This window comes from Rudaea sp. (assembly GCF_047601565.1).
In the GTDB taxonomy this organism is placed as follows: Bacteria; Pseudomonadota; Gammaproteobacteria; order Xanthomonadales; family Rhodanobacteraceae; genus Rudaea.
This window is the reverse complement of sequence record NZ_JASGIY010000001.1, coordinates 636,627-662,207: the sequence shown is the minus strand read 5'-3', so window position 1 is coordinate 662,207 and position 25,581 is coordinate 636,627. Positions and strand designations below refer to the sequence as shown.

The following is a 25,581-nucleotide window of genomic DNA, read 5'->3' as shown; positions in this document are numbered from 1 at the left end:
CCGGGCTTTGTTTTTGGGTAGACGAGAATCGGGAATCGTTAGAATCAAAAGCGGCGTCCGTTGCCATTGGATCGTCGATTCCCGGAACCCGTCCTTGACGATTTCCGATTCCCCATTCTCGATTCCCGGCTCCATCCCATGAAATTCGTCGACGAAGCTGAAATTACCGTTCATGCCGGCAACGGCGGCAGCGGCTGCGTGAGTTTCCGGCGCGAAAAATTCATCCCGTTCGGCGGTCCCGATGGCGGCAACGGCGGGGATGGCGGCAGCGTGTTCCTCGTCGCCGACGAGGGTCTCAATACGCTGGTCGACTTCCGTCATGAGCGCACGTTCCGCGCCCAGCGCGGCGAAAACGGCATGGGCCGGCAGATGGCCGGCAAGGCGGGCGAGGACAGGATCATCCGCGTGCCGGTCGGCACGGCGGTGATCAACGTCGATACCGAGGAGACGATCGGCGATCTGACCCATCACGGCCAAGTCATCAAGGTCGCCCAAGGCGGCCGCGGCGGCGCCGGTAACGTCAACTTCAAGAGCTCGACCAACCGTGCGCCGCGCAAGGCGACGCCGGGCACCGAGGGCGAAACCCGCGAACTGCGCCTAGAGCTGAAGGTGCTCGCCGACGTCGGCCTGCTCGGTTTCCCGAACGCGGGCAAATCGACGTTCATCCGTGCGGTTTCCGCGGCGACACCGCGCGTGGCCGATTACCCGTTCACGACCCTGCAACCGCATCTCGGCGTGGTGCGCATTGGCACCGACCAGAGCTTCGTCATCGCCGACATCCCGGGCCTGATCGAAGGCGCGGCGGACGGCGCCGGCCTTGGCGTCCAGTTCCTCAAGCATGTCTCGCGCACGCGCCTGCTGCTGCATCTGGTCGACATCGCGCCACTCGACGAAGAGACCGATCCGGTCGAGCAGGTGCGTGCCATCGAAGCGGAACTGGAGAAGTTCGACGAGGAATTGCTCGAACGTCCACGCTGGCTCGTGTTCAACAAGGCCGACCTGATCCCCGAAGACGAGCGCCAGACGTTCGCCGAAGCGCTGGTAAAAAAGCTCAAATGGAAGCAGCCGTGGTTTCTCGTCTCCGCGATCGCGCGCGAGGGCACCTGGGAAGTCGCGTTGAAGATCCAGGACTTCTTCGACCGCCTCAGGGCCGAGGCCGCGGAGGAGTTGCGGAGCGAGGACGCGTGAGCGCAGATCGCAGGCGCATTGATTCCGTAGGGGCGCGATTCATCGCGCCCGGCTCTTGCTCTTGCCGTCATTCCAGCTTTCGCTGGAATGACGAATGGGGCGGGTGCGATGACGTGCGCCCCCGCGCAACAAAAAAGCCGGCGTCGGCCGGCTTTTTCGCGAGGCATCGATCGAAGAACTCAGGCCAGCGCCTTGATGTGCGCGCTCAGGCGGCTCTTGTGGCGCGCGGCCTTGTTCTTGTGGATCAGGCCGCGGCTCGACTCGCGGTCGAGGATCGGTTCGGCGGTCTTGTAGGCCGCCTCGGCGGCGGCCTTGTCTTTCGCGGCGATCGCGTTGACGACCTTCTTGACGGCGGTGCGCAGCGCGGAACGCGCGCTGGAATTGCGGGCGTTGCGCTGGACGGCCTGGCGCGCACGCTTCTTCGCGGATTTGATGTTGGCCAAGGTAAAACTCCGGTAGTTGTGGCGCTGTCCGACGCGGACGACGCGGGAATCGGGGGTGGAAAAAGGGGCGGAATTGTAAGCGTTGCGAGGAGTTGCGTCAACGTTTCTTCCCTTCTCCCGCCGGGAGAAGGTGGCGCGAAGCGCCGGATGAGGCAAGCGCGTCGCGCGGTGGGGCGGCGATGTTTCATGCGAGGCTCTTCCCTCATCCGCCCTGCGGGCACCTTCTCCCGGTGGGAGAAGGGGAGCAAGGCATGAAAACCCCCAGCCTGCTGCGTTCGATGTTCTCGTTCAGCGCGATGACGTTCGTCTCGCGCATCCTCGGTCTCGTGCGCGACCAGTCGATCAGCGCCGTGTTCGGCGTGAGCTGGATGACCGACGCGTTCTGGGTCGCTTTCCGCATCCCGAACTTCATGCGCCGGCTGTTCGCCGAAGGCTCGTTCAGCACGGCCTTCGTGCCGGTGTTTACCGAGGTCAAGGAAAAACGTTCGCACGCGGAACTGAAGACGCTCGTGGCGAAGACCGGCGGCACGCTCGGCGGCGTGTTGCTGATCGTCACGGCGCTCGGGGTGCTCGGCTCGGACCAGGTCGCCGCGCTGTTCTCGTTCGGTGCGCTCGACGCGCCGGAGAAGGCGCGCCTGACCTCGGACCTGCTGCGCATCACCTTCCCGTTCCTGCTGTTCGTCTCGCTGACCGCGCTTGCCGGCGGCGTGCTCAACAGCTTCCACCGCTTCGCGCTGCCGGCGCTTACGCCGGTGATTCTCAACCTGTGCATGATCGCCGGCGCGCTGTGGTGGAGCCGATACTTCGAGGTGCCGATCGAGGCGTTGGCCTGGTCCATCCTGCTCGCCGGCATCCTGCAACTGCTGTTCCAGTTTCCCGCGTTGCACCGGCTCGATCTGCTCGCGTGGCCAAGCTGGGGCTGGTCGCATCCCGAGGTGCGGCGGATCATGCGCCTGATGATCCCGACCCTGTTCGGCTCGTCGGTCGCGCAGGTCAACCTGCTGCTCGATACGGTGATCGCCTCGCTGCTGATCACGGGCTCGCAGACCTGGCTGCAGACGGGCGACCGCCTGCTCGAACTGCCGCTCGGCATCTTCGGCGTCGCGCTCGGCACGGTGATCCTGCCGAGCCTTTCGCGTCATCACGTCAACACCGACCACGAAGGATTTTCGCGCACGCTCGACTGGGGGCTGCACACGACGCTGCTGATCGCCGTTCCGGCGATGCTCGGCCTGGTCATGCTCGGCAAGCCGATCGTCGCGACGCTGTTCCAGCGCGGCCGCTTCACCGCGAGCGATGCGGACATGGTGAGCTTGAGCCTGTCCGCGCTGAGCGTCGGCCTGCCGGCGTTCGCCCTGGTCAAGGTGCTCGTGCCGGCGTTCTACGCGCGCCAGGACACGAAGACGCCGGTGCGTGCAGGCATCGCTGCGATGGTCGCGAACATGGGGCTCAACGTGCTGCTGGTCGGCGCTTTGTATCTGCTCTGGCGCGGCGCGGAGACGCCGGACGACGGCCTGCTTGCGCGCATCGCGAACGTGCGCGGCCTGCACGTGGCGGTCGCGCTGGCGTCGAGTCTGGCGAGCTATCTGAACCTGCTGCTGCTGTGGCGCGCGCTGCGCCGAGAAGCGGTCTATCGGCGCGAGCCGGGCTGGGGCAGGCATCTGCTGCGGCTCGCAGTGGCCTGTGCATCGATGGTCGCTGTGATCTTGGCGGGCTTGGCGATCTGGCCCGAGTGGAGCGCGGCGAGTGTGGTCCAGCGCACTTGGCGGCTCGGCACGATCATCGCCGTGGCAGGTGGAGTCTACGTGGCGGTGCTTTACGTCGGCGGGCTGCGCTTGCGTGATTTGCGCGCGCATTGAGTTTTTGCCCGTCATTCCGGCGAAAGCCGGAATGACGGGCAAAGGCCTAACCGGCGGCGTCGCAGCATTCTTCGCTATAATCGCGTGATGCGTATGTTGTTCCGGGATATCGTCGGCGGCCCTGTCGCCGCGCGAGGCAGTGTCGTCTGTATCGGTGCGTTCGATGGTGTCCATCTGGGCCATCGCGCCGTGCTAGCGCGCGTGCGCGAACGGGCGCGCGAGTTGAATCTCGATGCAGTCGTCACCAGTTTCGAACCGCTGCCGCGCGAGTTCTTCGCGCATGGGCGGCCGGTGCCGCGGCTGAGCAACGTGCGCGAGAAGATCGAGCAGTTTCGCGATGCTCAGGTCGATCGTGCGCTGCTGCTGCGATTCAACGCCGTGCTCGCGGCGATGAGTGCGCAGGAATTCGTCGAACGCGTGCTCGTGCGCCGACTCAACGCGCGCGAGGTCTGGGTCGGCGAGGGCTTCCGCTTCGGCCATGCGCGTGGCGGCGATGTCGATCTGTTGCGGCGTCTCGGTCGCGAGCACGGTTTCACGGCGCATGCGCTCGAGCCGGTCGTGATCGAGGGCGAGCGCATTTCGAGCTCGGCGATCCGCGAGGCGCTTGCCGGCGGCAGTTTCGCGCTCGCGGCGCGCTGGCTCGGCCGGCCGTTCGCGATCGGCGGCCATGTCGTGCGCGGCCAGCAACTCGGGCGCAAGCTCGGCTATCCGACCGCGAACATCCGGCTCGGTCGGCGCGTGTCGCCGGTGGACGGCATCTTCGCGGTGAAAGTGCATGGCATCGATGATTCGGTGCATCCGGGCGTGGCCAGCCTCGGCGTGCGGCCCACCGTGAACGGCAGGGAGCCGCTGCTCGAGGCGTACGTGTTCGATTTCGACGGCGACCTGTACGGTCGTCGTATACAAGTGGAATTTGTGGAAAAATTGCGCGACGAGGAAAAGTTCGCCGACCTCGACGCGATGGTGAAGCAGATCGATCGCGATGCGGCACAGGCGCGGGAGATTCTGGGCGTGGCGCGATGAGCGCCTTTGCTCGTCATTCCGGCAGTCCTGCCGGAATGGCACAACTTTAGAGTCGCACGACGGCGACCGGAGTGAAGAAGTGAGTATCGACTACAAGTCCACGATCAACCTGCCGCAGACCGATTTCGCGATGAAGGCCGATCTTGCCAAGCGCGAGCCGGCGATGCTCGCCGAATGGGAGAAGGTCGACCGCTACAACGAGATCCAGATTCGCACCGCCGGGCGCGAGCGCGCCTTCATCCTGCACGACGGTCCGCCGTACGCGAACGGCGCGATCCATCTCGGTCACGCGGTCAACAAGATCCTCAAGGACATCGTGGTCAAGTCCAAGCTCATGGCCGGCCTGCGCGCGCCGTACGTGCCGGGCTGGGACTGCCACGGCTTGCCGATCGAAGTCGCGGTCGAGAAGAAGGTCGGCAAGGTCGGCGTCAAGGTCGATGCGGCCGAATTCCGCAAGCTCTGCCGCGAATACGCGACCAAGCAGATCGATCTGCAGCGCACCGACTTCAAACGCCTCGGCGTGCTCGGCGACTGGAGCCGTCCGTACGAGACGCTGGCGTTCAAGTTCGAAGCCGACGAAATCCGCGCGTTGGCGAAGGTGATCGCGAACGGCCATCTCGTGCGCGGCGAAAAACCTGTGTACTGGTGCTTCGACTGCGGCTCGGCGCTGGCCGAGGCCGAGATCGAATATCAGGACAAGCAGTCGTGGGCGATCGATGTCGCCTACGACGCGCTCGATCCGAAGGCGCTCGCGGCGAAGTTCGGCGTGACCGTGAACGACGGCGACATCGTCGCCGTGCCGATCTGGACGACGACGCCGTGGACGCTGCCGGCCAGCGTCGCGGTCACGCTCGGCCCGGACATCGACTACGTGCTGATCGAAGGCCCGGCGCGGAACGGCCAGCGCGTACTGCTCGTCGTCGCGGAGCTGCTGCTGGAAAAAATCGCCAAGCGTTACGGTCTCGAAAATCCCGTCGCGCTTGGCCACATCAAGGGCGCCGGACTGGAATCCCTTCTCCCCCCGGGAGAAGGTGCCCGAAGGGCGGATGAGGGAAGAGCTTCGCATGATGCAATTTCGCATCAAACGGGTGAGGCTCTTCCCTCACCCCAACCCCTCTCCCGTCGGGAGAGGGGCTTGAAGCATCCGTTCTACGACCGCGAAATCGCGATCATCTGCGGCGACCACGTCACCACCGAAGACGGCACGGGCGCCGTGCACACCGCGCCGAGCCACGGCATGGAGGACTTCGTCGTGGCGCGCGAGTACGGCATCGCCGGCGTCAATCCGCTCGGTCCGAACGGCGTCTACACGCCGGACACGGAACTGTTCGCCGGCCAGTTCATCTGGAAGGCCAACGACGCGATCGTCGACCTGCTGCGCGAGAACGGTCATCTGCTCGCCGCCGAAAAGATCACGCACAGTTATCCGCATTGCTGGCGGCATCGCACGCCGGTGGTGTTCCGCGCCACGCCGCAGTGGTTCATCGGCATGGAGACGAAAGGCCTGCGCGCCGATGCGCTCAAGGCGATCCGCGACGACGTCGACTGGTATCCGGCCTGGGGCGAAGAGCGCATCTACGGCATGATCGCCGGCCGTCCGGACTGGTGCATCTCGCGCCAGCGCACCTGGGGCGTGCCGATCGCGCTGTTCATCCACAAGTCCACGGGCGAGCCGCATCCGCGCAGCGTCGAGCTGATGGAGCAGGTGGCGCAGCGCGTCGAGAAGGCGGGCGCCGACGCGTGGTATGCGCTCGACGCACGCGAACTGCTCGGCGACGAGGCCGAGCAGTACGACAAGGTCACCGACATCCTCGACGTCTGGTTCGACTCGGGCACGACGCACTACTGCGTACTCGACCAGCGCCCCGAACTCGCGCGCCAGCCCGGCGACAAGGTGATGTATCTCGAAGGCTCGGACCAGCACCGCGGCTGGTTCCATTCCTCGCTGTTGACAAGCGTCGCGATGCACGGCAAGGCGCCGTACGACGAAGTGCTCACGCACGGCTTCACCGTCGATGCGCAGGGCCGCAAGATGTCGAAGTCGCTCGGCAACGGCATCGAACCGCAGGACGTGATGAAGAACTACGGCGCGGACATCCTGCGCCTGTGGATCGCCTCGGCCGACTACCGCAACGAGATGGCGCTGTCGGACGAGATCTTGAAGCGCGTCGCCGATGCGTACCGCCGCATCCGCAACACCGCGCGCTTCCTGCTCGGCAATCTGCATGGCTTCGATCCGGCGAAGGACTTGGTGCCGGTTGAGAAATCGCTGCTGCTCGATCAGTGGGCCGTGCAGCAGGCCCACGACACGCAGCAGGCGGTGATCGCCGCGTATGCGCGCTACGACTTCCCCGAGGTCGTGCAACGCGTGCAGAACTTCTGCACGAACGAGATGGGCTCGCTCTATCTCGACATCACCAAGGACCGCCTCTACACGATGCAGGCCGACAGCCTCGGCCGGCGCAGCGCGCAGAGCGCGATGTACCGCATCGTCGAGGCGATGGTGCACTGGCTCGCGCCGATCCTCTCGTTCACTGCGGAGGAAATCTGGCCGCTGATTCCCGGCAAGCGCGATGCGTCGGTGTTGTTCGAGACGTTCTACGACGGCCTCGCCGCCGCGCAGGGCAAACCGGAGCAGCGCGCGTTCTGGAACGACCTGCTGACGATCCGCGCGGCCGTCGCCAAACTGCTCGAAGGCATGCGCAACGCGGGCGAGATCGGCGCGGCGCTCGAAGCCGACGTCACCCTGCATGCCGACGCGGCGCTGCATGCGCGCCTCGCGCCGGTCGCCGACGAACTGCGCTTCTTCTTCATCACCTCGGGCCTGCTTCTCGCCGACGAGAAGAGCGCCCCGGCGAATGCGCAGAAGGTGGACGTGGCAGGAGCCGGATCGGAGCCGGCGGCATTGTGGATTTCAGCGAAGGTCGCCGACAGGAAGAAGTGCATTCGCTGCTGGCATCGCCGGCCCGATGTCGGCGTCTATCCCGAGCACCCGGAAATCTGCGGCCGCTGCGTCTCCAATCTGCCGGATGCTCCGGGCGAGCAGCGGCGGTATTTCTGATGGACAAACCCGTGTCGTGGAAGGCCAGCGGATTGCCATGGCTGCTGCTTTCCTTGCTTTTGATCGCGCTCGACCAAGCGACCAAGGCGATCGTGCTCGCGGAGTTGCAGCCGTTGCAACCCCATGCGGTGATTCCAGGCCTGCTCAACTGGACGCTCGCGTTCAACACCGGCGCAGCGTTCAGTTTTCTGGATGTCGGCCCGGGTCCGCAACGCTGGCTGTTCAGCGCACTCGCGGTCGTCGTCAGCGGCGTGCTCGTGCGTTGGCTTGCGACGATTCCGCGCGGCGACTGGCGCAACGCGCTGCCGCTGTCGCTCGTCGTCGGCGGCGCGCTAGGCAATCTGATCGACCGCGTGCGCTTCGGTCAGGTTACGGACTTCATCGACGTGTATTGGCGCGATGCGCATTTCCCCGCGTTCAACGTCGCCGACTCGGCGATCACCGTCGGCGCGGTGCTGCTGATAGGGTTTGGATTGTTTGCCACGAAAAAATCGTAGGACTTCTTCCCTTCTCCCACCGGGAGAAGGTGCCTGAAGGGCGGATGAGGGAAAAGCCTTGCGTGTTTGCGGTGTCTTCCGGAATTGCAGTGCTTTTCCCTCATCCGGCGCTTCGCGCCACCTTCCCCCGGAGGGGGAAGGGAAGAAAATGCGATAATCGCGCCATGCAAATCCTCCTCGCCAACCCCCGCGGTTTCTGCGCCGGCGTCGACCGCGCGATCGAGATCGTCGAGCGCGCGCTCGAAGCGTTCGGCGCGCCGATCTACGTGCGTCACGAGGTCGTGCACAACAAGTTCGTCGTCGACGGCCTGCGCGCGCGAGGCGCGGTCTTCGTCGACGAGATCGCCGAGGTGCCCGACGGCGCTACCGTGATCTTCAGCGCGCACGGCGTCTCGCAGAAGGTGCGCACCGAAGCCGCCGTACGCGACCTGCGCGTGTTCGATGCGACCTGCCCGCTCGTGACCAAGGTGCACATCGAGGTGGCGCGTTATGCGAAGAGCGGATTCGACGTCGTGCTGATCGGCCATGCCGGGCATCCCGAGGTCGAAGGCACGCTCGGGCAATGGGACAGGGCCGGCGCGAGCGGCGAAATCCATCTCGTCGAAACGCCGGAGGACGTGGCCACGCTCAGGCGGAAGAATCCCGAGCAGATCGCCTACGTCACCCAGACCACGTTGTCGGTCGACGACACCAAGGCCGTCATCGACGCGCTGCGCGCGCATTTCCCCGCCATCGTCGGACCCAGGCACGACGACATCTGCTACGCCACGCAGAACCGCCAGGACGCGGTGCGCAAGCTCGGTCAGCAGTGCGATCTCGTCCTCGTCGTCGGCTCGCCGAACAGTTCCAACTCCAACCGCCTGCGCGAACTCGCGCAGAAACAGGGCGTGCCGGCCTACCTGATCGACGGCGCCGACGACATCGACCGCGCCTGGCTCGACGGCAAGTCGCGCATCGGCGTCACCGCCGGCGCATCCGCGCCCGAAGGCCTGGTCCAGGGCGTCGTCGCGCGCCTGCGCGAATGGGGCGGAACGCAGGCGGCGGAACTCTCGGGCGACCCCGAAAACGTCACCTTCGCCCTGCCGAAGGAACTGCGCATCCGGCTCGTGGGTCCGGAGCTTGCGTGAACGGTCGCGAATTGTCCGCGGAAGCGGCATGATGCGCGGGGTCGAATCGGCACACCGGACAAATCCATGAGCGTGATCGCCTCGAAGCTGCGCGTCGATTCACCTGAATTCCAGGCCAATCGCGATGCGCTGCAAGCTCAGGTCGAGACGTTGCGCGAACGCACGACACAGGTCGCGCTGGGCGGCAGCGAGGCGGCTCGGGTCAGGCACACCTCGCGCGGCAAGCTGCTGGCGCGCGAGCGCATCGATACGCTGATCGATCCGGGCGCGCCGTTCCTCGAATTTTCGCCGCTCGCGGCGTTCGGCATGTACGACGACCAGGTGCCGTGCGCGGGCGTGGTCGCCGGCATCGGCCGCGTGCAGGGACGCGAATGCGTGATCGTCGCTAACGACGCGACGGTGAAAGGCGGCACGTACTATCCGATCACCGTGAAGAAGCATCTGCGCGCGCAGGAGATCGCGTTGCAGAATCGCCTGCCGTGCGTCTATCTGGTCGATTCCGGCGGCGCCTTCCTGCCGATGCAGGACCAGGTGTTTGCGGACAAGGAGCACTTCGGGCGCATTTTTTTCAACCAGGCCAATCTTTCCGCGCGAGGCATCGCGCAGATCGCCTGCGTGATGGGCAGTTGCACCGCCGGCGGCGCCTACGTGCCGGCGATGAGCGACGAGACGGTGATCGTGAAGGAGCAGGGCACGATTTTCCTCGGCGGCCCGCCGCTGGTGAAGGCGGCCACCGGCGAAGTGGTGAGCGCCGAGGACCTCGGCGGCGCCGACGTGCACACGCGCATTTCGGGCGTGGCCGATCATCTGGCCGAGAACGATCATCATGCGTTGTCGCTGGTGCGACGCATCGTCTCCAACCTCGGCCCGCGCAGCGCGGCGAACGTCGCCCTGCAATCGCCCGAGGAACCGCGCTACGACCCGCGCGAACTGTACGGCGTGATTCCGTCCGACACGCGCCGGCCCTACGACGTGCGCGAGGTGATCGCACGCATCGTCGACGGCTCGCGGCTGGACGAGTTCAAGTCGCGCTACGGCAATACGCTGGTGACCGGATTCGCCCACATCCACGGTTATCCGGTCGGCATCGTCGCCAACAACGGCATCCTGTTTTCCGAAAGCGCGCTCAAGGGCGCGCACTTCGTCGAACTGTGCAGCCAGCGCGGCATCCCCCTGCTGTTTCTGCAGAACATCACCGGCTTCATGGTCGGCCGCAAGTACGAGAACGGCGGCATCGCCAAGGACGGAGCCAAGCTGGTCACGGCCGTGGCGACGACGGCGGTGCCGAAATTCACCGTGCTGATCGGCGGCTCTTATGGCGCGGGCAACTACGGCATGTGCGGGCGTGCGTATTCGCCGCGTTTCCTGTGGAGCTGGCCGAACTCGCGCATTTCGGTGATGGGCGGCGAGCAGGCGGCGAGCGTGCTCGCCACGGTGCGCCGCGATGCGCTGGAGGCGCAGGGCGAGGCGTGGAGCGCCGAGGAAGAAGATACGTTCAAGGCGCCGACGCGCGCGCAGTTCGAACGGCAGTCCGATCCGTACTACGCCACGGCGCGGCTATGGGACGACGGCATCGTCGATCCCGCGCAGACGCGGCGGCTGTTGGGGCTGGGCCTGTCGGCGGCGCTCAACGCGCCGATCGAGCCGACGCGGTTCGGGGTATTCCGCATGTGAGGAAGACATGTTCGACAAGATCCTGATCGCGAACCGCGGCGAAATCGCCTGCCGCATCATCGCCACCTGCCGCCGTCTCGGCGTGGCCACGGTCGCGGTGTATTCCGAAGCGGACGTCGATGCGCGCCACGTACGGCTGGCCGACGAAGCGGTGTGCATCGGCCCGGCCGCATCCGCCGAAAGCTATCTTCGCGCCGACAAGGTCGTCGCCGCGGCGAAGGCCGCCGGTGCGCAGGCGATCCATCCCGGGTACGGCTTCCTGTCCGAGAACGAAGGATTCGCCGAAGCCTGCGCCGCGGCCGGTATCGTCTTCATCGGACCGCCGGTGGCCGCGATCCGCGCGATGGGTTCCAAGTCCGCGGCGAAGGCCTTGATGGGAAACGCCGGCGTGCCGCTGGTGCCCGGCTATCACGGCGAGGAACAGACGTCGGCGCGCCTGCGCGCAGAAGCCGATCGCATCGGTTACCCGGTGCTGATCAAGGCATCGGCCGGCGGCGGCGGCAAGGGCATGCGCGTGGTCGACAGCGGAGCGGGATTCGAGGCGGCACTCGCCTCGTGCCAGCGCGAGGCCAAAGCGAGCTTCGGCGACGACCGCGTCCTGATCGAGAAATACCTGCAGCGCCCCCGCCACATCGAAGTGCAGGTGTTCGGCGATGCGCACGGCAACGTCGTGCACTTGCACGAACGCGATTGTTCCGCGCAGCGCCGCCACCAGAAAGTCGTCGAGGAAGCGCCCGCGCCGGGCATCGGCGACGACTTCCGCCATGCCATCGGCAAGGCCGCGGTGGACGCCACGAAGGCGGTCGGCTATGTCGGCGCCGGCACGGTGGAATTCATCGTCGACCACGATGGAACGTTCTATTTCATGGAGATGAACACGCGCCTGCAAGTCGAGCATCCGGTCACCGAGATGATCACCGGGCAGGACCTGGTCGAATGGCAGTTGCGCGTCGCCGCGGGCGAACCGTTGCAGTTGCCCCAGAGCGGGATTCCGCTGCGCGGCCATGCGATCGAAGTGCGCATCTATGCCGAGCAGCCGGAAAAGGGCTTTCTGCCGTCGATCGGCACGCTGCGCTACCTGCACATGCCCAGGCCGACAGCGCAGGTACGCATCGACAGCGGGGTCGAACAAGGCGACGCGATCAGTCCGTACTACGACCCGATGATCGCCAAGCTGATCGTCCACGGCGACGATCGCGACGAGGCGGTCGAACGCATGCTGCGCGCGCTGCACGAATTCCGCATCGTCGGCGTCGGCAACAACCTCGGATTCTTGTCCAGGCTGATCGACCACGCCGAATTCCGCGCCGGCGGTTTCGACACTGGCCTGATCGGGCGCGAGCTGGATGCGCTCGTCGCGGTCGATGCGCTGCCGCCCGACGCCGTGCCGGCCGCCGCGTTGTGGACGCTGCACGCGCAGGCGCAGGCTGCCGTCGCGTCGACGGCGGGTTCGGCGGATCCGCACAGCCCCTGGGGCAGGCCGGATGGCTGGCGCATCAACGGGGCTGCCACCCGCCGGATCGAATTCCTCGCGCCGGACGGTGCGACGCACGGCGTGGAAGTCGTCTACGATGCGGACGGCACGTACCGGATCGACGGCGTCGCGGCCGCGATCCGCCGCGGTCGCGATGCCTTGCGTTGCCGGCTTGACGGGCGGCAGTTCGACGCCGACGTCGTCGCGGACGAATCGGGCGCGCTGCACGTGTTCACCGCAACCGGCAACGCCGTGCTCGCTCCGGTCGACCGTCTGGCGCATGCCGGCGGCGACGGCGAAGCCCACGGCGGCCTCGTTGCGCCGATGCCCGGCCGCATCATCGCCGTGGCGGTGGCCGATGGCGCCAAGGTCGACAAGGGCGCGCCGCTCCTGGTGATGGAGGCGATGAAGATGGAATACACCATCAGCGCGCCGTCGAACGGCACGGTGGCGAAGCTGTTGTGCCGGGTCGGCGATCTCGTGGCCGAGAAGGCGCCGTTGGTCGAGTTCGAGGCCGCGCGTTGAGAAGATACGGCGTGTGAAGTCGTAAAGGCATCTCGTCATGAACACCGCAGCAACCTCCATCCGGGACACCGTTTCTTCGCCCGATCGCGCGCCCTTGCGCTTCGTCACCGCGGCGAGCCTGTTCGACGGCCACGACGCGGCGATCAACATCATGCGCCGCCTGATCCAGGCGCAGGGCGCGGAAGTCATCCATCTCGGCCACAACCGCAGCGTCGAGGACGTGGTGCGCGCGGCGCTGCAGGAAGATGCCGACGCGATCGCGCTGTCGAGCTACCAGGGCGGCCACGTCGAGTACTTCAAGTACATGGTCGACATGCTCAAGGAACGCGGCGCGTCGCACATCAAGGTGTTCGGCGGCGGCGGCGGCACGATCACGCCCGAGGAAATCGCCGAGCTGCAGGCCTACGGCGTCGAGCGCATCTATCATCCGAACGACGGCATGCACCTGGGCCTCGTCCACATGATCGAGGACGTGGTCGCGCGTGCGCGCAAGGCCGCAGACGCGCGCCTGAGCGGCGAGGCCGAGGCGCACGCAACCGTGAAGGCCAAGGTCGCGATTGACGATGAGATCGCCGTCGGCCACGCGCTGACCGCGATCGAGGAAGGCCGCCACGACGAAGCCGAACTCGCGCGCCTGCGCAAGGAGTGGCAGCTCGCCGGCGGCAAGACGCCCGTCGTCGGCATCACCGGCACCGGTGGCGCCGGCAAGTCGAGCGCGGTGGACGAGCTCGTGCTGCGCTTCCTGCATGCGTTCCCGCAGATGCGCATCGCCGTGCTCGCGGTCGATCCGACGCGGCGCAGGTCGGGCGGCGCGCTGCTCGGCGACCGCATCCGCATGAACTCGCTGCGCTCCAGGCGCGTGTTCATGCGCTCGATGGCCACGCGCCGCCAGCACGCCGCGACCAGCGCCGTGCTCAAGGACAGCATCGCGTTCCTCAAAGGGCAGGGCTACGACCTCGTCATCGTCGAGACCGCGGGCATCGGCCAGTCCGATTCGGAGATCGTCGATCTCGTCGATTTCCCGATCTACGTGATGACCAGCGACTACGGCGCGGCGAGCCAGCTCGAGAAGATCGACATGCTCGACTTCGCCGAACTCGTCGTGCTCAACAAGTACGACAAGCGCGGCGCCGAGGATGCGCTGCGCGACGTGCGCAAGCAGTGGAAGCGCAACCGCGTCGCGTTCCAGTTGAAAGACGAGGACGTGCCCGTCTACCCGACCATCGCCAGCCAGTTCAACGACCCGGGCGTGACCTGGATGTTCGTCAACCTGTGCCGTCTGCTGCGCGAGAAGCTGCCGGGCATCGCCTCGAAGCATTGCGACTTCGCTCCGCAACTCGACACCTCGCTCAAAGAACCGCGCGCGACCGTGCTGATTCCCGGTGCGCGCGTGCGTTACCTCGCCGAAATTGCCGAAGGTGGCCGCGGCATCAACATGCAGATCGTACGCCAAGCCGAAATCGCCGACCGCGCACAGGCGTTGTGGACCGCGCTCAAGGAACTCGGCGACCCACATCTGCCGAAGGCGCTCGATCTCTATGCTCCTGATTCCCTTCTCCCTCCGGGAGAAGGTGCCCGAAGGGCGGATGAGGGAAGGGCCTCGCAAGATGCCATTCCACACCAAACGGGCGAGGCTCTTCCCTCATCCGGCGCTTTAGTGACGCGGCTTCTCCCGGTGGGAGAAGGGGAGCCGAGCGACCACGCGCTCGTCCCGCTGCGCCAGCACTACAACGACGCGATCAAGGCGCTCAGCAGCGACGCGATCAACCTGCTGCGCGAATGGCCCGCGCGACTGAAGTCGATCACCGACGAGCACTACACCTATCTCGTGCGCGGCAAGCCGGTCGACGGCGACAACTACGTCGAATCGCTCTCGCACCAGAAAGTGCCGAAGGTTGCCGCGCCGACCTACAAGAGCTGGGGCGAACTCGTCACCTTCCTGATGAAGGAAAACCTGTCCGGCGCGTATCCGTACACGGGCGGCATCTACCCGTACCGGCGCACCTTTGAGGACCCGCTGCGCATGTTCGCGGGCGAGGGCACGCCCGAGCGCACCAACCGTCGCTTCCACTATCTTTCGCAGGGGCAGAAGGCGACGCGCCTCTCCACCGCGTTCGACTCGGTCACGCTGTACGGCGAAGACCCGCATCGGCGCCCCGACATCTACGGCAAGATCGGCAACTCGGGCGTCAACATCCCCACGCTCGACGACATGAAGAAGCTGTACTCCGGCTTCGACCTGGCCGCGCCGAGCACCTCGGTGTCGATGACGATCAACGGCCCCGCGCCGATCATCCTCGCGATGTTCATGAACACCGCGATCGACCAGCAGGTCGAGAAATACCTCAAGGCCGATGCCGCGCGCTGGGCCGAAGCAGAAAAGAGAATCGCCGAACTCTACCAAGGCAAGACGCGCCCGACCTACGGCGGCGACCTGCCGGCCGGAAACAATGGCCTTGGTCTGGGCCTGCTCGGCGTCACCGGCGACCAACTCGTCGATACCGAAACCTACGCACGCATCAAGGCGGAAACGCTTGGCCAAGTGCGCGGCACCGTGCAGGCCGACATCCTCAAGGAAGACCAGGCGCAGAACACCTGCATCTTCTCGACCGAATTCGCCCTGCGCATGATGGGCGACATCCAGCAGTATTTCGTCGACCACAAGGTACGCAACTTCTACTCGGTGTCGATCTCGGGCTACCACATTGCCGAGGCCGGCGCGAACCCGATCTCGCAGCTCGCGTTCACGCTGTCGAACGGCTTCACCATCGTCGAGTACTACCTTGCGCGCGGCATGCGCATCGACGACTTCGCCCCGAACCTGTCGTTCTTCTTCTCCAACGGCATGGACCCGGAATACAGCGTCATCGGCCGCGTCGCGCGGCGCATCTGGGCGCGCGCCATGCGCGAGCGCTACGGCGCCAACGAGCGCAGCCAGATGATGAAGTACCACATCCAGACGAGCGGACGTTCGCTGCACGCGCAGGAAATCCAGTTCAACGACATCCGCACCACCTTGCAGGCGCTCTACGCGCTGTTCGACAACTGCAACAGCCTGCACACCAACGCCTACGACGAAGCGATCACCACGCCGACCGAAGAATCCGTGCGCCGCGCCGTCGCCATCCAGCTCATCATCAACCGCGAGCTCGGCCTCAACTTCTGCGAGAACCCGTGGCAGGGCAGCTTCATCATCGACAAGCTCACCGACATCGTCGAAGAAGCCGTCTACAAGGAGTTCGAGGCCATCAGCGAACGCGGCGGCGTGCTCGGCGCGATGGACACCATGTACCAGCGCGGCAAGATCCAGGAAGAAAGCCTCTACTACGAGCACAAGAAACACGACGGCAGCCTGCCGCTGATCGGCGTCAACACCTTCCTGCCCAAGGAGCACGGCGGCGACATCACCACCACGATCGAGCTGATTCGGTCGACGGAAGAAGAGAAGGGGCAGCAGATCGCCAACATCGAAGCCTATCGCGGCAACCGCAACGGTTTTATGCCCGAAGGTCTGCGCGCGTTGCAACAGACCGCGCGCGACCGCAAGAATGTGTTCGCGCAGCTGATCGAGGCGGTGAAGTACTACTCGCTAGGCCAGATCAGCCATGCGTTGTATGAGGTGGGTGGGGAGTATCGGCGGAATATGTGATTCATGGCGCGCCTCGTTGATCAAATCAAGGAAGCTTTGGCCGCATTTACGCGCCTAAAGACGCCTCCAGCGTTGATTGGCGGTTTGGCGCTCGCCGCGCATAACGTCGTCCGCGCTACGCAAGATGTGGATTTTCTCGCCGACGCAGCCGATGCCGACGCGCTCGACGCGATCCTGCTCGACCTCGGTTATCGCCGCTTGCACCGGAGCGAGGACGCGGCCAACTACCTGCGTGGGGACGAGGGAATGGACTTCCTCTTTGCACATCGACCCAGCGCCACCAACCTGCTGCACAGTGCAGAGGAAAGAGAAACCACACTCGGGCGCTTGCGCGTTGTATCTGCCGAAGGCTTGATCGGATTCAGGCTGCAGGCTTACGTCAACAACCCGAAGCGCGCCCAGGATATCGAAGACATCCGCTCCTTGTTGCGCGCCAACCACCGCTCGCTCAATATGGACGAAGTGCGCGGTATTTCCGCCTGTTCGATCGCGATACGCTGCTTGATGAAATCATCACGGACATCGATGGCTGATTCCGCGCCGGACGCGTTACTTGTACGCGAAGCAGGCGTTCCTTACCGGTTGGCGCCCGCGCGCGATCCGTTCGAGGCGTGGATTGCGCTGATGGAGGCAGTCGAAGCGCTGTGTCCGCGTTGGCCTGCGCGCGAACATCGAATGGCGGGGAAATTTGAGTTATGAGCAAGCGGTGAATTGAATCTGCGCCCCGGCAAAAGGCTACTCTGAAGACTCATGTCGCCGCCGCCTGCGCGTGGCGGTATGTTCGGACTTGCGAAGTTCTGAACATCCCCCCCGCGACAGGAGGCAGCCATGTCACTTTACGCAGCCATCGATCTGCATTCCAGCAATAGCGTGCTGGCCGTGATCGACGAAACCGATCGGCCCTTGCGGCAATGCCGCTTACCCAATGAATTGCCGGCAATCCTCAAAACGCTGGAGCCTTTTCGAGAGGAGATTGCCGGTCTGGTTGTCGAATCGACCTACAACTGGTATTGGCTCGTCGATGGCCTGAAGGATCATGGCTATCGTGTGCACTTGGCCAACACCGCGGCCGTGCCGCAGTACGACGGACTCAAGTACAGCGGTGACGAATCCGATGCCCGGCACTTGGCGCATCTGTTGCGTCTGGGGATTCTGCCCGAAGGGTATATCTACCCGCGCGATCAGCGTGCGATTCGCGACCTGCTGCGTCGCCGCTTCCAGTTGGTGCGCATGGCCGTCGGTCTGATGTTGTCGGTGCAATCGAGCTGGGCCAGACATACCGGACAGCGCATCTCGGCCAATGCGGTGCGCCAGCTCTCGGGCGAAGTCATCGAGCGGGCCTTGCCCGATCCGTCGGTGCGCTATGGCGTGCTGGCTCAGTTGCAGGTCTGGTTGCACGTGGAAGAGCAGATTCGGCAGGTGGAAAAGTGGGTCCTCGCCTCGCCCGTCCGCCATAGCGAACAGCGCGTATTGCGTTCGATACCGGGCGTCGGTTCGATTCTGTCCATGACGATCGCGCTGGAAACCGGAGACGTCGCGCGCTTCGCCGAGGTGGGCGACTATGCTTCGTATTGCCGCATGGTCAAGAGTGAGCGCATTTCCAACGGCAAGAAGAAAGGCCACGGCAACCGCAAGTGCGGCAATCGCTACCTGGCTTGGGCATGGATCGAAGCGGCGAACTTTGCCACGCGATTCAGCCCGCCCATCCAGCGCTGGTTCGATCGCAAGGCCAGTCGATGCCATAAGGTCGTCGCCCGCAAGGCCGTAGCGCACAAGCTCGCACGAGCCGGCTACTTCCTGATGCGCGACGGCGGCCGCTTCGACGTGCAGCGCGCGTTCGGATGATCCGATCATGCCGGCGGCGATCCGCTCGCAACGGGGTTGGCGTCCAGCCCGGACTCTGAATAGCGATCCTCGCCGGCGCCCGTGTTGGAGGAAACCGCCCATCGTCCGAGCCCTCTTGGGTTGATCCCCTTCGGGTGAGATCAGGCATCTGTGCGCCGCATCGCGGGCACCTGGACGGCACGATGGCAACCGACGAGTGTTTGGGAGCGCAGCTCAGGGGCGAGAAGCCTTGATCCAGAACGGTGACTGGACGGAATCCTTCCGCATCCACCCGACAACACCGGGCAGCGGTTCATTCACGACACGGCATTACCGTTCCTCTTCCGCTCTTCCGAGCGGAGTGGATATCTTGTTGCCTATTGACGGAGGCGGCGAAATGGTGACACCGTTCCTGAGGAATCCCAATTGGCGAAGGCATCGCATACATGAGCTTGATGGCAGCGCTGGCCAGCGCCAGGACGGAAGAAGACGTCAAGGACGCCTACATCAAGGCGCTCGGGCTGAAGAAATACAACAAGGGCCTGATCGACATCCGAACCGACGAAATCTGGTTCGAAGCCAAGGAAACGTCGACGCCTGCGATCCTGATGTTCGCGCAGTTGCTCTGCTACGTGCGCGACGCCCGCAAGAAGGGCGAGCACGTTCCCCCGTTCCTTGCAGTCATCGACCGCGAAAAAGCCGCGCTCATGGAAACGGCGAAGGCGCTTCCCATCCTTGCCGACAAATCGATCAAGTGGCCGAAGTCGGGTTCCGCCGTGGACAAGGCGATGGCGGCGCAGATGGCGCCCTACATCGAAACGCATTTCGTGGTCTACAAGCTCGACAGCCACGAGAAGGAATTCATCGCGGCGGTCAGCTTCAAGGGAGCGTTCTACACGCCGCTGCACATCGTGGACAAGGCGTACGACTTGCTCGCGAACACATTGGGCAAGAACTGGCAACAGAATTACATCGTGTGGGACATGTGCTGCGGTGTCGGCAATCTGGAGGTGAAACACTCCAACCATCGCAACATCTACATGAGCACGCTGGATCAGGCCGATATCGACGTGATGCGGGCCAGCCATACCTGCGTGGCGGCGACCAAGTTCCAGTACGACTATCTGAACGACGACATCGACGATTTCGGCCAGATCGACTATTCGCTGACGAACAAGATGACCGCGCTCTTTTCATCCGTGCATTCGATTGGACATGCCGGCGGTTATTTCATTACACCTGAGAACCTGTGGAAGGTTGGCGTGATGTTCGGCGTGCGCCGCTTGGTCAAGCCGACCTGGCTCAACGACCGCGATCAGTTTTTGCAACCTGCGCGTGAATTGAGCGACGAATTCAAATCCGATTGCCTGATCTGGATGCTGTTCAACGGCTCCAATTTGTCTGCCGGCGCGAATGGTCTGGAATGGAACGACCGCACGTGGTCGCTGGTCAACCACTTCATTCCCTACACGGAACAGGAAGTGGGCGCTTGCGGGCGTTTCGAATCCGATTTCATGTCCAACACCATCGCCGATCTTGATCTGTCGCGGGAAGCCACAGCCGTGCTCAACGAAGGCCGCAGGCTCTGGAACCTGCCACAAACATGTCACCTGCGCGTGCGCGAAGTGTTCACGCTGGCGGCCGACTATCGGCCCTCCCTGGCGGAAACCACTCGCTTCTTCCAGATCATGCAGAACAAGCTCCACTATGCCGTTACGGGCCTGACCGCCCCGGAAATCATCGCCAGCCGCATCAATCATCGGCTGCCGAACGCAGGCTTGACCGCATGGACTGGCGCGACGGTGCGAAAGGGCGACGTGACCATTGCCAAGAACTATTTGCAAGAAGACGAAATCCGGGAACTCAATCGTATCGTCACGATGTGGCTGGACTTCGCCGAGGATCAGGCTGAGCGCCGCAAACAGGTGTTCATGGTCGATTGGAAAACCAAATTGGACGAGTTTCTTCGCTTCAATGACCGCAAGGTGCTGCCGGGCGCGGGCAAACGCACGCGCAAGGAAGTCCAGTGTGACGGTTCAGGCCGCCAGCCGCAGCGTGGGCTTCAAGCCGGCGCGCGCGGCTAGACGCACGAGCAGGTCGAGGCTGAATGTGTTGATCTTGCCGCGTTTAATGTCAGAAACGCGCGCCTGCGTTACACCGAGCACTTTCGCCGCCGCCGCTTGCGTGCCGGCGGTCTTGAGCCAACGTTCGAGGCCACGCAGGAGTTCAGCGCGCATGTGGAGTTCCGCCCCGCGCGCTGGCTCAAACAAGGCTGGATCGAGAAACACGCTGCCCTTCGTGACGTGACCGATGATGGGTTCGAGTTTGGCTTTGCTCATGACTTACCTCGAAATCGACTTGAAGCGTTCTTGCGCGGTGCGGATATCTTGCAGGCTGGTCGCCCGCGTTTTCTTCTGGAAGGCGTGCAGTACATAGACGCCTTCTGGCCGTGCCGCAAGGTAGATCGCGCGGAACGCGCCGGCCTCGTCACGGATGCGTAGTTCGCATACACCGGGGCCGACGGTAGACATGGGCTTCCAGTCCGACGGTTCCTCACCGCGCTGCACCTTGTCCAATTGATAGCCGGCTTGATCCTGCGCGGACGCCGGGAACGTATCCCAATCTGCCTTGCTGCTGCCGAGCCAGATCACGCCTTTCATGATGGGCATTATGCAGGACCACGCATAGATTTGCACGAAGCCATAAGACGCGGCCCAGCCGCTCGGCGCGCACGGACTTCGTGCTCGACGCGCTGGAGCAGGCGCTGCACGATCGTCGACCCGCTCAGCAGGCCTTGATCCACCACTCCGACCGCGGTGTGCAGTACGTATCGATCCGCTATACCGAACGTCTGGCGCTGGCCGGCATCGAACCGTCGGTGGGCAGCGTGGGCGACTCCTACGACAATGCGCTGGCCGAGACGATCAACGGACTGTACAAAGCCGAGGTCATCCATCGGCGTTCCTGGCCGAACCTCGAAACGGTGGAACTGGCAACGCTGACGTGGGTGAACTGGTTCAATCATCACCGGCTGCTCTCCTCGATCGGACATCGACCGCCGGCGGAAGCCGAAGCGATATATCATCAGCAACAGCAACAACGTGAGATGCCGATGGGGGCGTGACTCACACCAAACAGCCTCCGATGTTCCCGGGGCGGTTCACTGCCTTCATCGTCAAGGACGTTGAGTCCTTGGCCATCGGCCAACGACGGCTTGAAGTCCTGCAGCTTGTACGCGCACTCAAAAACGGTGTCACCATTTCGCCGCCTCCGTCAATAGGCAACAAGATATCCACTCCGCTCGGAAGAGCGGAAGAGGAACGGTAATGCCGTGTCGTGAATGAACCGCTGCCTGGTGTTGTCGGGTGGATGCGGAAGGATTCCGCCCAGTCACCGTTCTGGATCAAGGCTTCTCGCCCCTGAGCTGCGCTCCCAAACACTCGTCGGTTGCCATCGTGCCGTCCAGGTGCCCGCGATGCGGCGCACAGATGCCTGATCTCACCCGAAGGGGATCAACCCAAGAGGGCTCGGACGATGGGCGGTTTCCTCCAACACGGGCGCCGGCGAGGATCGCTATTCAGAGTCCGGGCTGGACGCCAACCCCGTTGCGAGCGGATCGCCGCCGGCATGATCGGATCATCCGAACGCGCGCTGCACGTCGAAGCGGCCGCCGTCGCGCATCAGGAAGTAGCCGGCTCGTGCGAGCTTGTGCGCTACGGCCTTGCGGGCGACGACCTTATGGCATCGACTGGCCTTGCGATCGAACCAGCGCTGGATGGGCGGGCTGAATCGCGTGGCAAAGTTCGCCGCTTCGATCCATGCCCAAGCCAGGTAGCGATTGCCGCACTTGCGGTTGCCGTGGCCTTTCTTCTTGCCGTTGGAAATGCGCTCACTCTTGACCATGCGGCAATACGAAGCATAGTCGCCCACCTCGGCGAAGCGCGCGACGTCTCCGGTTTCCAGCGCGATCGTCATGGACAGAATCGAACCGACGCCCGGTATCGAACGCAATACGCGCTGTTCGCTATGGCGGACGGGCGAGGCGAGGACCCACTTTTCCACCTGCCGAATCTGCTCTTCCACGTGCAACCAGACCTGCAACTGAGCCAGCACGCCATAGCGCACCGACGGATCGGGCAAGGCCCGCTCGATGACTTCGCCCGAGAGCTGGCGCACCGCATTGGCCGAGATGCGCTGTCCGGTATGTCTGGCCCAGCTCGATTGCACCGACAACATCAGACCGACGGCCATGCGCACCAACTGGAAGCGGCGACGCAGCAGGTCGCGAATCGCACGCTGATCGCGCGGGTAGATATACCCTTCGGGCAGAATCCCCAGACGCAACAGATGCGCCAAGTGCCGGGCATCGGATTCGTCACCGCTGTACTTGAGTCCGTCGTACTGCGGCACGGCCGCGGTGTTGGCCAAGTGCACACGATAGCCATGATCCTTCAGGCCATCGACGAGCCAATACCAGTTGTAGGTCGATTCGACAACCAGACCGGCAATCTCCTCTCGAAAAGGCTCCAGCGTTTTGAGGATTGCCGGCAATTCATTGGGTAAGCGGCATTGCCGCAAGGGCCGATCGGTTTCGTCGATCACGGCCAGCACGCTATTGCTGGAATGCAGATCGATGGCTGCGTAAAGTGACATGGCTGCCTCCTGTCGCGGGGTGGATGTTCAGAACTTCGCAAGTCCGAACATACCGCCACGCGCAGGCGGCGGCGACATGAGTCTTCAGAGTGGACTTTGCTGATTGACGACAACTTCAGATTTCCGCCCCGGACCAATGTATTGCGCGATATCGGACAGGTCAAATTGAACAAGGCGCGGCACGCATCGACCCGCGGCACTTGACGCGCGCAGCATCCAGGTTCTCAATCGCGCTTCGTCCACGAAGCCGGGAATCGTCATGAGTCGGGTTGCGTTTCGTCCGCTGTCGGTCGCATTGTCGATGTTGGTTTGCGTTGCGGGGGCACCTTCGCCTTCCGCCGCGGCGCAAGGGGAGGGCGAGACGGCCATGCTCGGATTCACGGACGTGGGTTCGGCGGCGCAGCGGCAGCTCGAACAGCGTTTCGATGCGCAGTTGAGCGCGAGCGAAATGCGCGATTGGCTCAAGCGTCTGGCGGCGGAACCGAACCAGGTCGGGTCGCCGCACGACAAGGCCAATGCCGACTATCTGTTGTCGCTTTTCAAGCAATGGGGTTGGGATGCGCGCATCGAGACCTTCGACGTGCTGTATCCGACGCCGACGCAGGTGTCGGTCGAACTGGTCGCGCCGACCGCGTTCAAGGCCGCGCTGGACGAGCCGCCGGTCGAGGGCGACGCGAGCTCGGCCTTGTCCGGCGCGCTGCCGCCGTACAACGTCTACGGCGCCGACGGCGACATTACCGCGGAACTGGTCTACGTCAATCACGGCATGCCGGACGATTACAAGGAACTGGCGCGGCAGGGTGTCGACGTCAAGGGCAAGATCGCCATCGTGCGCTACGGTGGCGGCTGGCGCGGGCTGAAACCGGAACTCGCCTACGAGCACGGTGCGGTCGGCTGCCTGATCTATTCCGATCCGCGCGACGACGGCTACTTCGTCGGCGACACTTATCCCAAGGGTGGCTGGCGTCCGCCCGAGGGCGTGCAGCGTGGATCGGTGGCGAAGATGCAGCTCTATCCGGGCGACCCGACCACGCCGGGGTACGGGTCGGTGCCCGGCGCGAAACACGTCGCGGTCAAGGACGCGAAGACGCTGCTGAAGATTCCGGTGTTGCCGATTTCGTATGCGGACGCGACGCCGCTGCTCAAGGCGCTCGGCGGCCCGGTGGCGCCGGTCGGTTGGCGCGGCGCGCTGCCGTTCACCTACCACCTCGGCGCGGGTCCGGCCAAGGTGCACATGGTCGTGAAGTCGGACTGGACCCGGAAGCCGGTCTACGACGTGATCGCGACGATCAAGGGCTCGCAGGAGCCCGACCGCTGGATCGTGCGCGGCAATCATCACGACGGCTGGGTATTCGGCGCGTGGGATCCGCTGGCCGGCACCGTGGCGATGCTCGGCGAGGCCAAGGCGATCGGCGCATTGGTCAAGTCCGGCTGGAAGCCGAAGCGCACGCTGGTCTACGCGAGTTGGGACGGCGAGGAGCCGGGCCTGCTCGGATCGACCGAATGGGCGGAGACGCATGCGAAGGAATTGCAGCGCAACGCCGTGCTGTATCTCAATTCGGATACCAGTGCGCGCGGATTTCTCGAGGCCGAAGGTAGCCATTCGCTGCAGCATCTGATCAACCGCGCCGCCGCCGACGTGACCGATCCGGAGAAAGGGGTGAGCGTGCTCGATCGCCGCCGCGCCGCGATGCGCGTGGCGGCCGAGCATGCCGACGCGAAGCCGGAAACGAAGGAAAACGCGCAAATCGCGGCCAAGGGCGGCGACCTGCCGATCGGCGCGCTCGGTTCCGGGTCGGACTACAGCGCGTTCCTGCAGCATCTCGGCATCGCCTCGATCAACCTCGGCTTCGGCGGCGAGGACGATAACGGCGGCATTTACCACTCGCGCTACGACTCGTTCGAGCATTTCGACCGTTTCGGCGATCCGGGCTTCAAGTACGAAGTGGCGTTGGCCCAGGTCGCTGGCCGCGTCGTGCTGCGCACGGCCGCCGCCGACGTGCTGCCGATGCGCTTCGGCGATTTCAGTGCGACGCTCGATCGTTACGTCGTGCAACTGCACAAGCTGGCCGACGACGAGCGCAAGAAGGCCGACGCCCAGCATGCGCTGCTCGACGCGCATGCTTACGAGCTGGTGTCCGATCCGACGCGCCCGGTCGCGCCGCCGGAGCGCCTGTCCGACGTGCCGGCGATCGACTTCGCGCCGCTCGACGCCGCGGCGAAGAACCTGCATGCGAGCGCGCAGGCGTTCGATGCCGCCTATGCAACGCGTGCCGCCGCCGGCTTCAAGCTGAGTGCGGGCCAATCGGCGCAGATCGACGAATTGATGGGCCGTATGGAACAGTCGCTGACCGACCCGGTCGGCCTGTCGGGCCGCGAATGGTTCAAGCACATGATCTACGCGCCGGGCCTGCTCACCGGCTACGGCGTGAAAACCGTGCCGGGCGTGCGCGAGGCGCTGGAAGCGCGCGACTGGCAGGCTGCGGACAAGTATGCGGCGGTCACCGCGAAGGTGCTGGACGGCTATCGCGCGCAGCTCGACAAGCTGACGTCGTTGTTGAATCGCTAGGCTCGAAACGAACGA

Annotated in this window: 18 protein-coding genes and 2 pseudogenes; 15 read left to right on the top strand and 5 right to left on the bottom strand. The window is 64.5% G+C overall.

The annotated features are described in order from the left end of the window. The first annotated feature begins 138 nt into the window (after positions 1–138). Entirely contained in the window at positions 139–1,188 is a 1,050-nt protein-coding gene (cgtA, locus tag QM741_RS02820) for an Obg family GTPase CgtA (RefSeq protein ID WP_415206221.1), read from the top strand. A gap of 179 nt (positions 1,189–1,367) precedes the next feature. Here cgtA and rpsT read toward each other — a convergent pair whose 3' ends face one another. Beyond that, a complete protein-coding gene (gene rpsT, locus QM741_RS02815; protein WP_415206220.1) occupies positions 1,368–1,631 on the bottom strand; it encodes a 30S ribosomal protein S20 in 264 nt (87 codons plus the stop codon). 251 nt (positions 1,632–1,882) lie between these two features. Here rpsT and murJ point away from each other — a divergent pair, with 251 nt between their 5' ends. From murJ to rhuM, 12 genes and pseudogenes are all read left to right on the top strand, one after another. Next, positions 1,883–3,490, top strand: a complete 1,608-nt coding sequence (gene murJ, locus QM741_RS02810; protein WP_415206219.1) for a murein biosynthesis integral membrane protein MurJ — start codon at positions 1,883–1,885, stop codon at positions 3,488–3,490. Between the two features lie 87 nt (positions 3,491–3,577). Beyond that, the gene (locus QM741_RS02805; protein WP_415206218.1) at positions 3,578–4,513 is read left to right on the top strand and encodes a bifunctional riboflavin kinase/FAD synthetase; all 936 of its coding nucleotides are present in this window, start codon (positions 3,578–3,580) and stop codon (positions 4,511–4,513) included. Positions 4,514–4,592: 79 nt separating this feature from the next. After that, positions 4,593–7,341: pseudogene (gene ileS / locus QM741_RS02800) on the top strand (isoleucine--tRNA ligase); the annotation flags it as partial. A 41-nt stretch (positions 7,342–7,382) separates the two neighbouring features. Next, a complete protein-coding gene (locus QM741_RS02795; RefSeq protein ID WP_415209067.1) occupies positions 7,383–7,574 on the top strand; it encodes a zinc finger domain-containing protein in 192 nt (63 codons plus the stop codon). Continuing rightward, positions 7,574–8,071 (top strand): signal peptidase II, encoded by a 498-nt coding sequence (gene lspA / locus QM741_RS02790; protein WP_415206217.1) that lies wholly within the window; start codon positions 7,574–7,576, stop codon positions 8,069–8,071. The genes QM741_RS02795 and lspA overlap by 1 nt, the downstream gene beginning before the upstream one ends. A 164-nt stretch (positions 8,072–8,235) precedes the next feature. Continuing rightward, positions 8,236–9,198: a 4-hydroxy-3-methylbut-2-enyl diphosphate reductase gene (ispH, locus tag QM741_RS02785; RefSeq protein ID WP_415206216.1), complete on the top strand. Its 963-nt coding sequence runs from the start codon at positions 8,236–8,238 to the stop codon at positions 9,196–9,198. 66 nt (positions 9,199–9,264) lie between these two features. Next, positions 9,265–10,872 (top strand): carboxyl transferase domain-containing protein, encoded by a 1,608-nt coding sequence (locus QM741_RS02780; RefSeq protein ID WP_415206215.1) that lies wholly within the window; start codon positions 9,265–9,267, stop codon positions 10,870–10,872. 7 nt (positions 10,873–10,879) lie between these two features. Then, positions 10,880–12,871, top strand: a complete 1,992-nt coding sequence (locus QM741_RS02775) for an acetyl/propionyl/methylcrotonyl-CoA carboxylase subunit alpha (protein WP_415206214.1) — start codon at positions 10,880–10,882, stop codon at positions 12,869–12,871. 37 nt (positions 12,872–12,908) lie between these two features. Further along, complete coding sequence (locus QM741_RS02770; RefSeq protein WP_415206213.1) at positions 12,909–16,520, top strand: methylmalonyl-CoA mutase family protein; 3,612 nt, start codon at positions 12,909–12,911, stop codon at positions 16,518–16,520. Positions 16,521–16,523: 3 nt separating this feature from the next. After that, complete coding sequence (locus QM741_RS02765) at positions 16,524–17,219, top strand: hypothetical protein (protein ID WP_415206212.1); 696 nt, start codon at positions 16,524–16,526, stop codon at positions 17,217–17,219. Positions 17,220–17,348: 129 nt separating this feature from the next. Further along, a complete protein-coding gene (locus tag QM741_RS02760) occupies positions 17,349–18,365 on the top strand; it encodes an IS110 family transposase (RefSeq protein ID WP_415205730.1) in 1,017 nt (338 codons plus the stop codon). 425 nt (positions 18,366–18,790) lie between these two features. Continuing rightward, entirely contained in the window at positions 18,791–20,428 is a 1,638-nt protein-coding gene (rhuM, locus tag QM741_RS02755; RefSeq protein ID WP_415206211.1) for a RhuM family protein, read from the top strand. Here rhuM and QM741_RS02750 read toward each other — a convergent pair. Both QM741_RS02750 and QM741_RS02745 read right to left on the bottom strand, forming a co-directional pair. Further along, entirely contained in the window at positions 20,381–20,683 is a 303-nt protein-coding gene (locus QM741_RS02750) for a helix-turn-helix domain-containing protein (RefSeq protein WP_415206210.1), read from the bottom strand. The two genes, rhuM and QM741_RS02750, sit on opposite strands and share 48 nt — an antisense overlap. A 3-nt stretch (positions 20,684–20,686) precedes the next feature. Next, positions 20,687–21,013, bottom strand: a complete 327-nt coding sequence (locus tag QM741_RS02745) for a type II toxin-antitoxin system RelE/ParE family toxin (RefSeq protein ID WP_415206209.1) — start codon at positions 21,011–21,013, stop codon at positions 20,687–20,689. Positions 21,014–21,054: 41 nt separating this feature from the next. On the opposite strand from QM741_RS02745, the pseudogene QM741_RS02740 reads away from it, so the two are divergent. Further along, a pseudogene (locus tag QM741_RS02740) lies at positions 21,055–21,468 on the top strand (integrase core domain-containing protein); the annotation flags it as partial. Between the two features lie 512 nt (positions 21,469–21,980). Here QM741_RS02740 and QM741_RS02735 read toward each other — a convergent pair. Then, the gene (locus tag QM741_RS02735; RefSeq protein ID WP_415205730.1) at positions 21,981–22,997 is read right to left on the bottom strand and encodes an IS110 family transposase; all 1,017 of its coding nucleotides are present in this window, start codon (positions 22,995–22,997) and stop codon (positions 21,981–21,983) included. An 84-nt stretch (positions 22,998–23,081) separates the two neighbouring features. Continuing rightward, a complete protein-coding gene (locus QM741_RS02730; protein WP_415206208.1) occupies positions 23,082–23,366 on the bottom strand; it encodes a hypothetical protein in 285 nt (94 codons plus the stop codon). On the opposite strand from QM741_RS02730, the gene QM741_RS02725 reads away from it, so the two are divergent. Continuing rightward, the gene (locus QM741_RS02725) at positions 23,365–25,566 is read left to right on the top strand and encodes a M28 family metallopeptidase (RefSeq protein WP_415206207.1); all 2,202 of its coding nucleotides are present in this window, start codon (positions 23,365–23,367) and stop codon (positions 25,564–25,566) included. The two genes, QM741_RS02730 and QM741_RS02725, sit on opposite strands and share 2 nt — an antisense overlap. The last annotated feature ends 15 nt before the right edge of the window (positions 25,567–25,581 follow it).

What these genes read in the sequence shown, in the direction of transcription:
- QM741_RS02765 (WP_415206212.1), top strand. Translation starts at nt 16,524, where the DNA reads ATGGCGCGCCTCGTTGATCAAATCAAGGAAGCTTTGGCCGCATTTACG.
- lspA (WP_415206217.1), top strand. Translation starts at nt 7,574, where the DNA reads ATGGACAAACCCGTGTCGTGGAAGGCCAGCGGATTGCCATGGCTGCTG.
- rhuM (WP_415206211.1), top strand. Translation starts at nt 18,791, where the DNA reads ATGAGCTTGATGGCAGCGCTGGCCAGCGCCAGGACGGAAGAAGACGTC.
- QM741_RS02760 (WP_415205730.1), top strand. Translation starts at nt 17,349, where the DNA reads ATGTCACTTTACGCAGCCATCGATCTGCATTCCAGCAATAGCGTGCTG.
- QM741_RS02750 (WP_415206210.1), bottom strand. Translation starts at nt 20,683, where the DNA reads ATGAGCAAAGCCAAACTCGAACCCATCATCGGTCACGTCACGAAGGGC.
- ispH (WP_415206216.1), top strand. Translation starts at nt 8,236, where the DNA reads ATGCAAATCCTCCTCGCCAACCCCCGCGGTTTCTGCGCCGGCGTCGAC.
- QM741_RS02730 (WP_415206208.1), bottom strand. Translation starts at nt 23,366, where the DNA reads ATGGCCGTCTCGCCCTCCCCTTGCGCCGCGGCGGAAGGCGAAGGTGCC.
- QM741_RS02780 (WP_415206215.1), top strand. Translation starts at nt 9,265, where the DNA reads ATGAGCGTGATCGCCTCGAAGCTGCGCGTCGATTCACCTGAATTCCAG.
- murJ (WP_415206219.1), top strand. Translation starts at nt 1,883, where the DNA reads ATGAAAACCCCCAGCCTGCTGCGTTCGATGTTCTCGTTCAGCGCGATG.
- cgtA (WP_415206221.1), top strand. Translation starts at nt 139, where the DNA reads ATGAAATTCGTCGACGAAGCTGAAATTACCGTTCATGCCGGCAACGGC.
- QM741_RS02770 (WP_415206213.1), top strand. Translation starts at nt 12,909, where the DNA reads ATGAACACCGCAGCAACCTCCATCCGGGACACCGTTTCTTCGCCCGAT.
- QM741_RS02735 (WP_415205730.1), bottom strand. Translation starts at nt 22,997, where the DNA reads ATGTCACTTTACGCAGCCATCGATCTGCATTCCAGCAATAGCGTGCTG.
- QM741_RS02745 (WP_415206209.1), bottom strand. Translation starts at nt 21,013, where the DNA reads ATGCCCATCATGAAAGGCGTGATCTGGCTCGGCAGCAGCAAGGCAGAT.
- QM741_RS02805 (WP_415206218.1), top strand. Translation starts at nt 3,578, where the DNA reads ATGCGTATGTTGTTCCGGGATATCGTCGGCGGCCCTGTCGCCGCGCGA.
- QM741_RS02775 (WP_415206214.1), top strand. Translation starts at nt 10,880, where the DNA reads ATGTTCGACAAGATCCTGATCGCGAACCGCGGCGAAATCGCCTGCCGC.
- QM741_RS02725 (WP_415206207.1), top strand. Translation starts at nt 23,365, where the DNA reads ATGCTCGGATTCACGGACGTGGGTTCGGCGGCGCAGCGGCAGCTCGAA.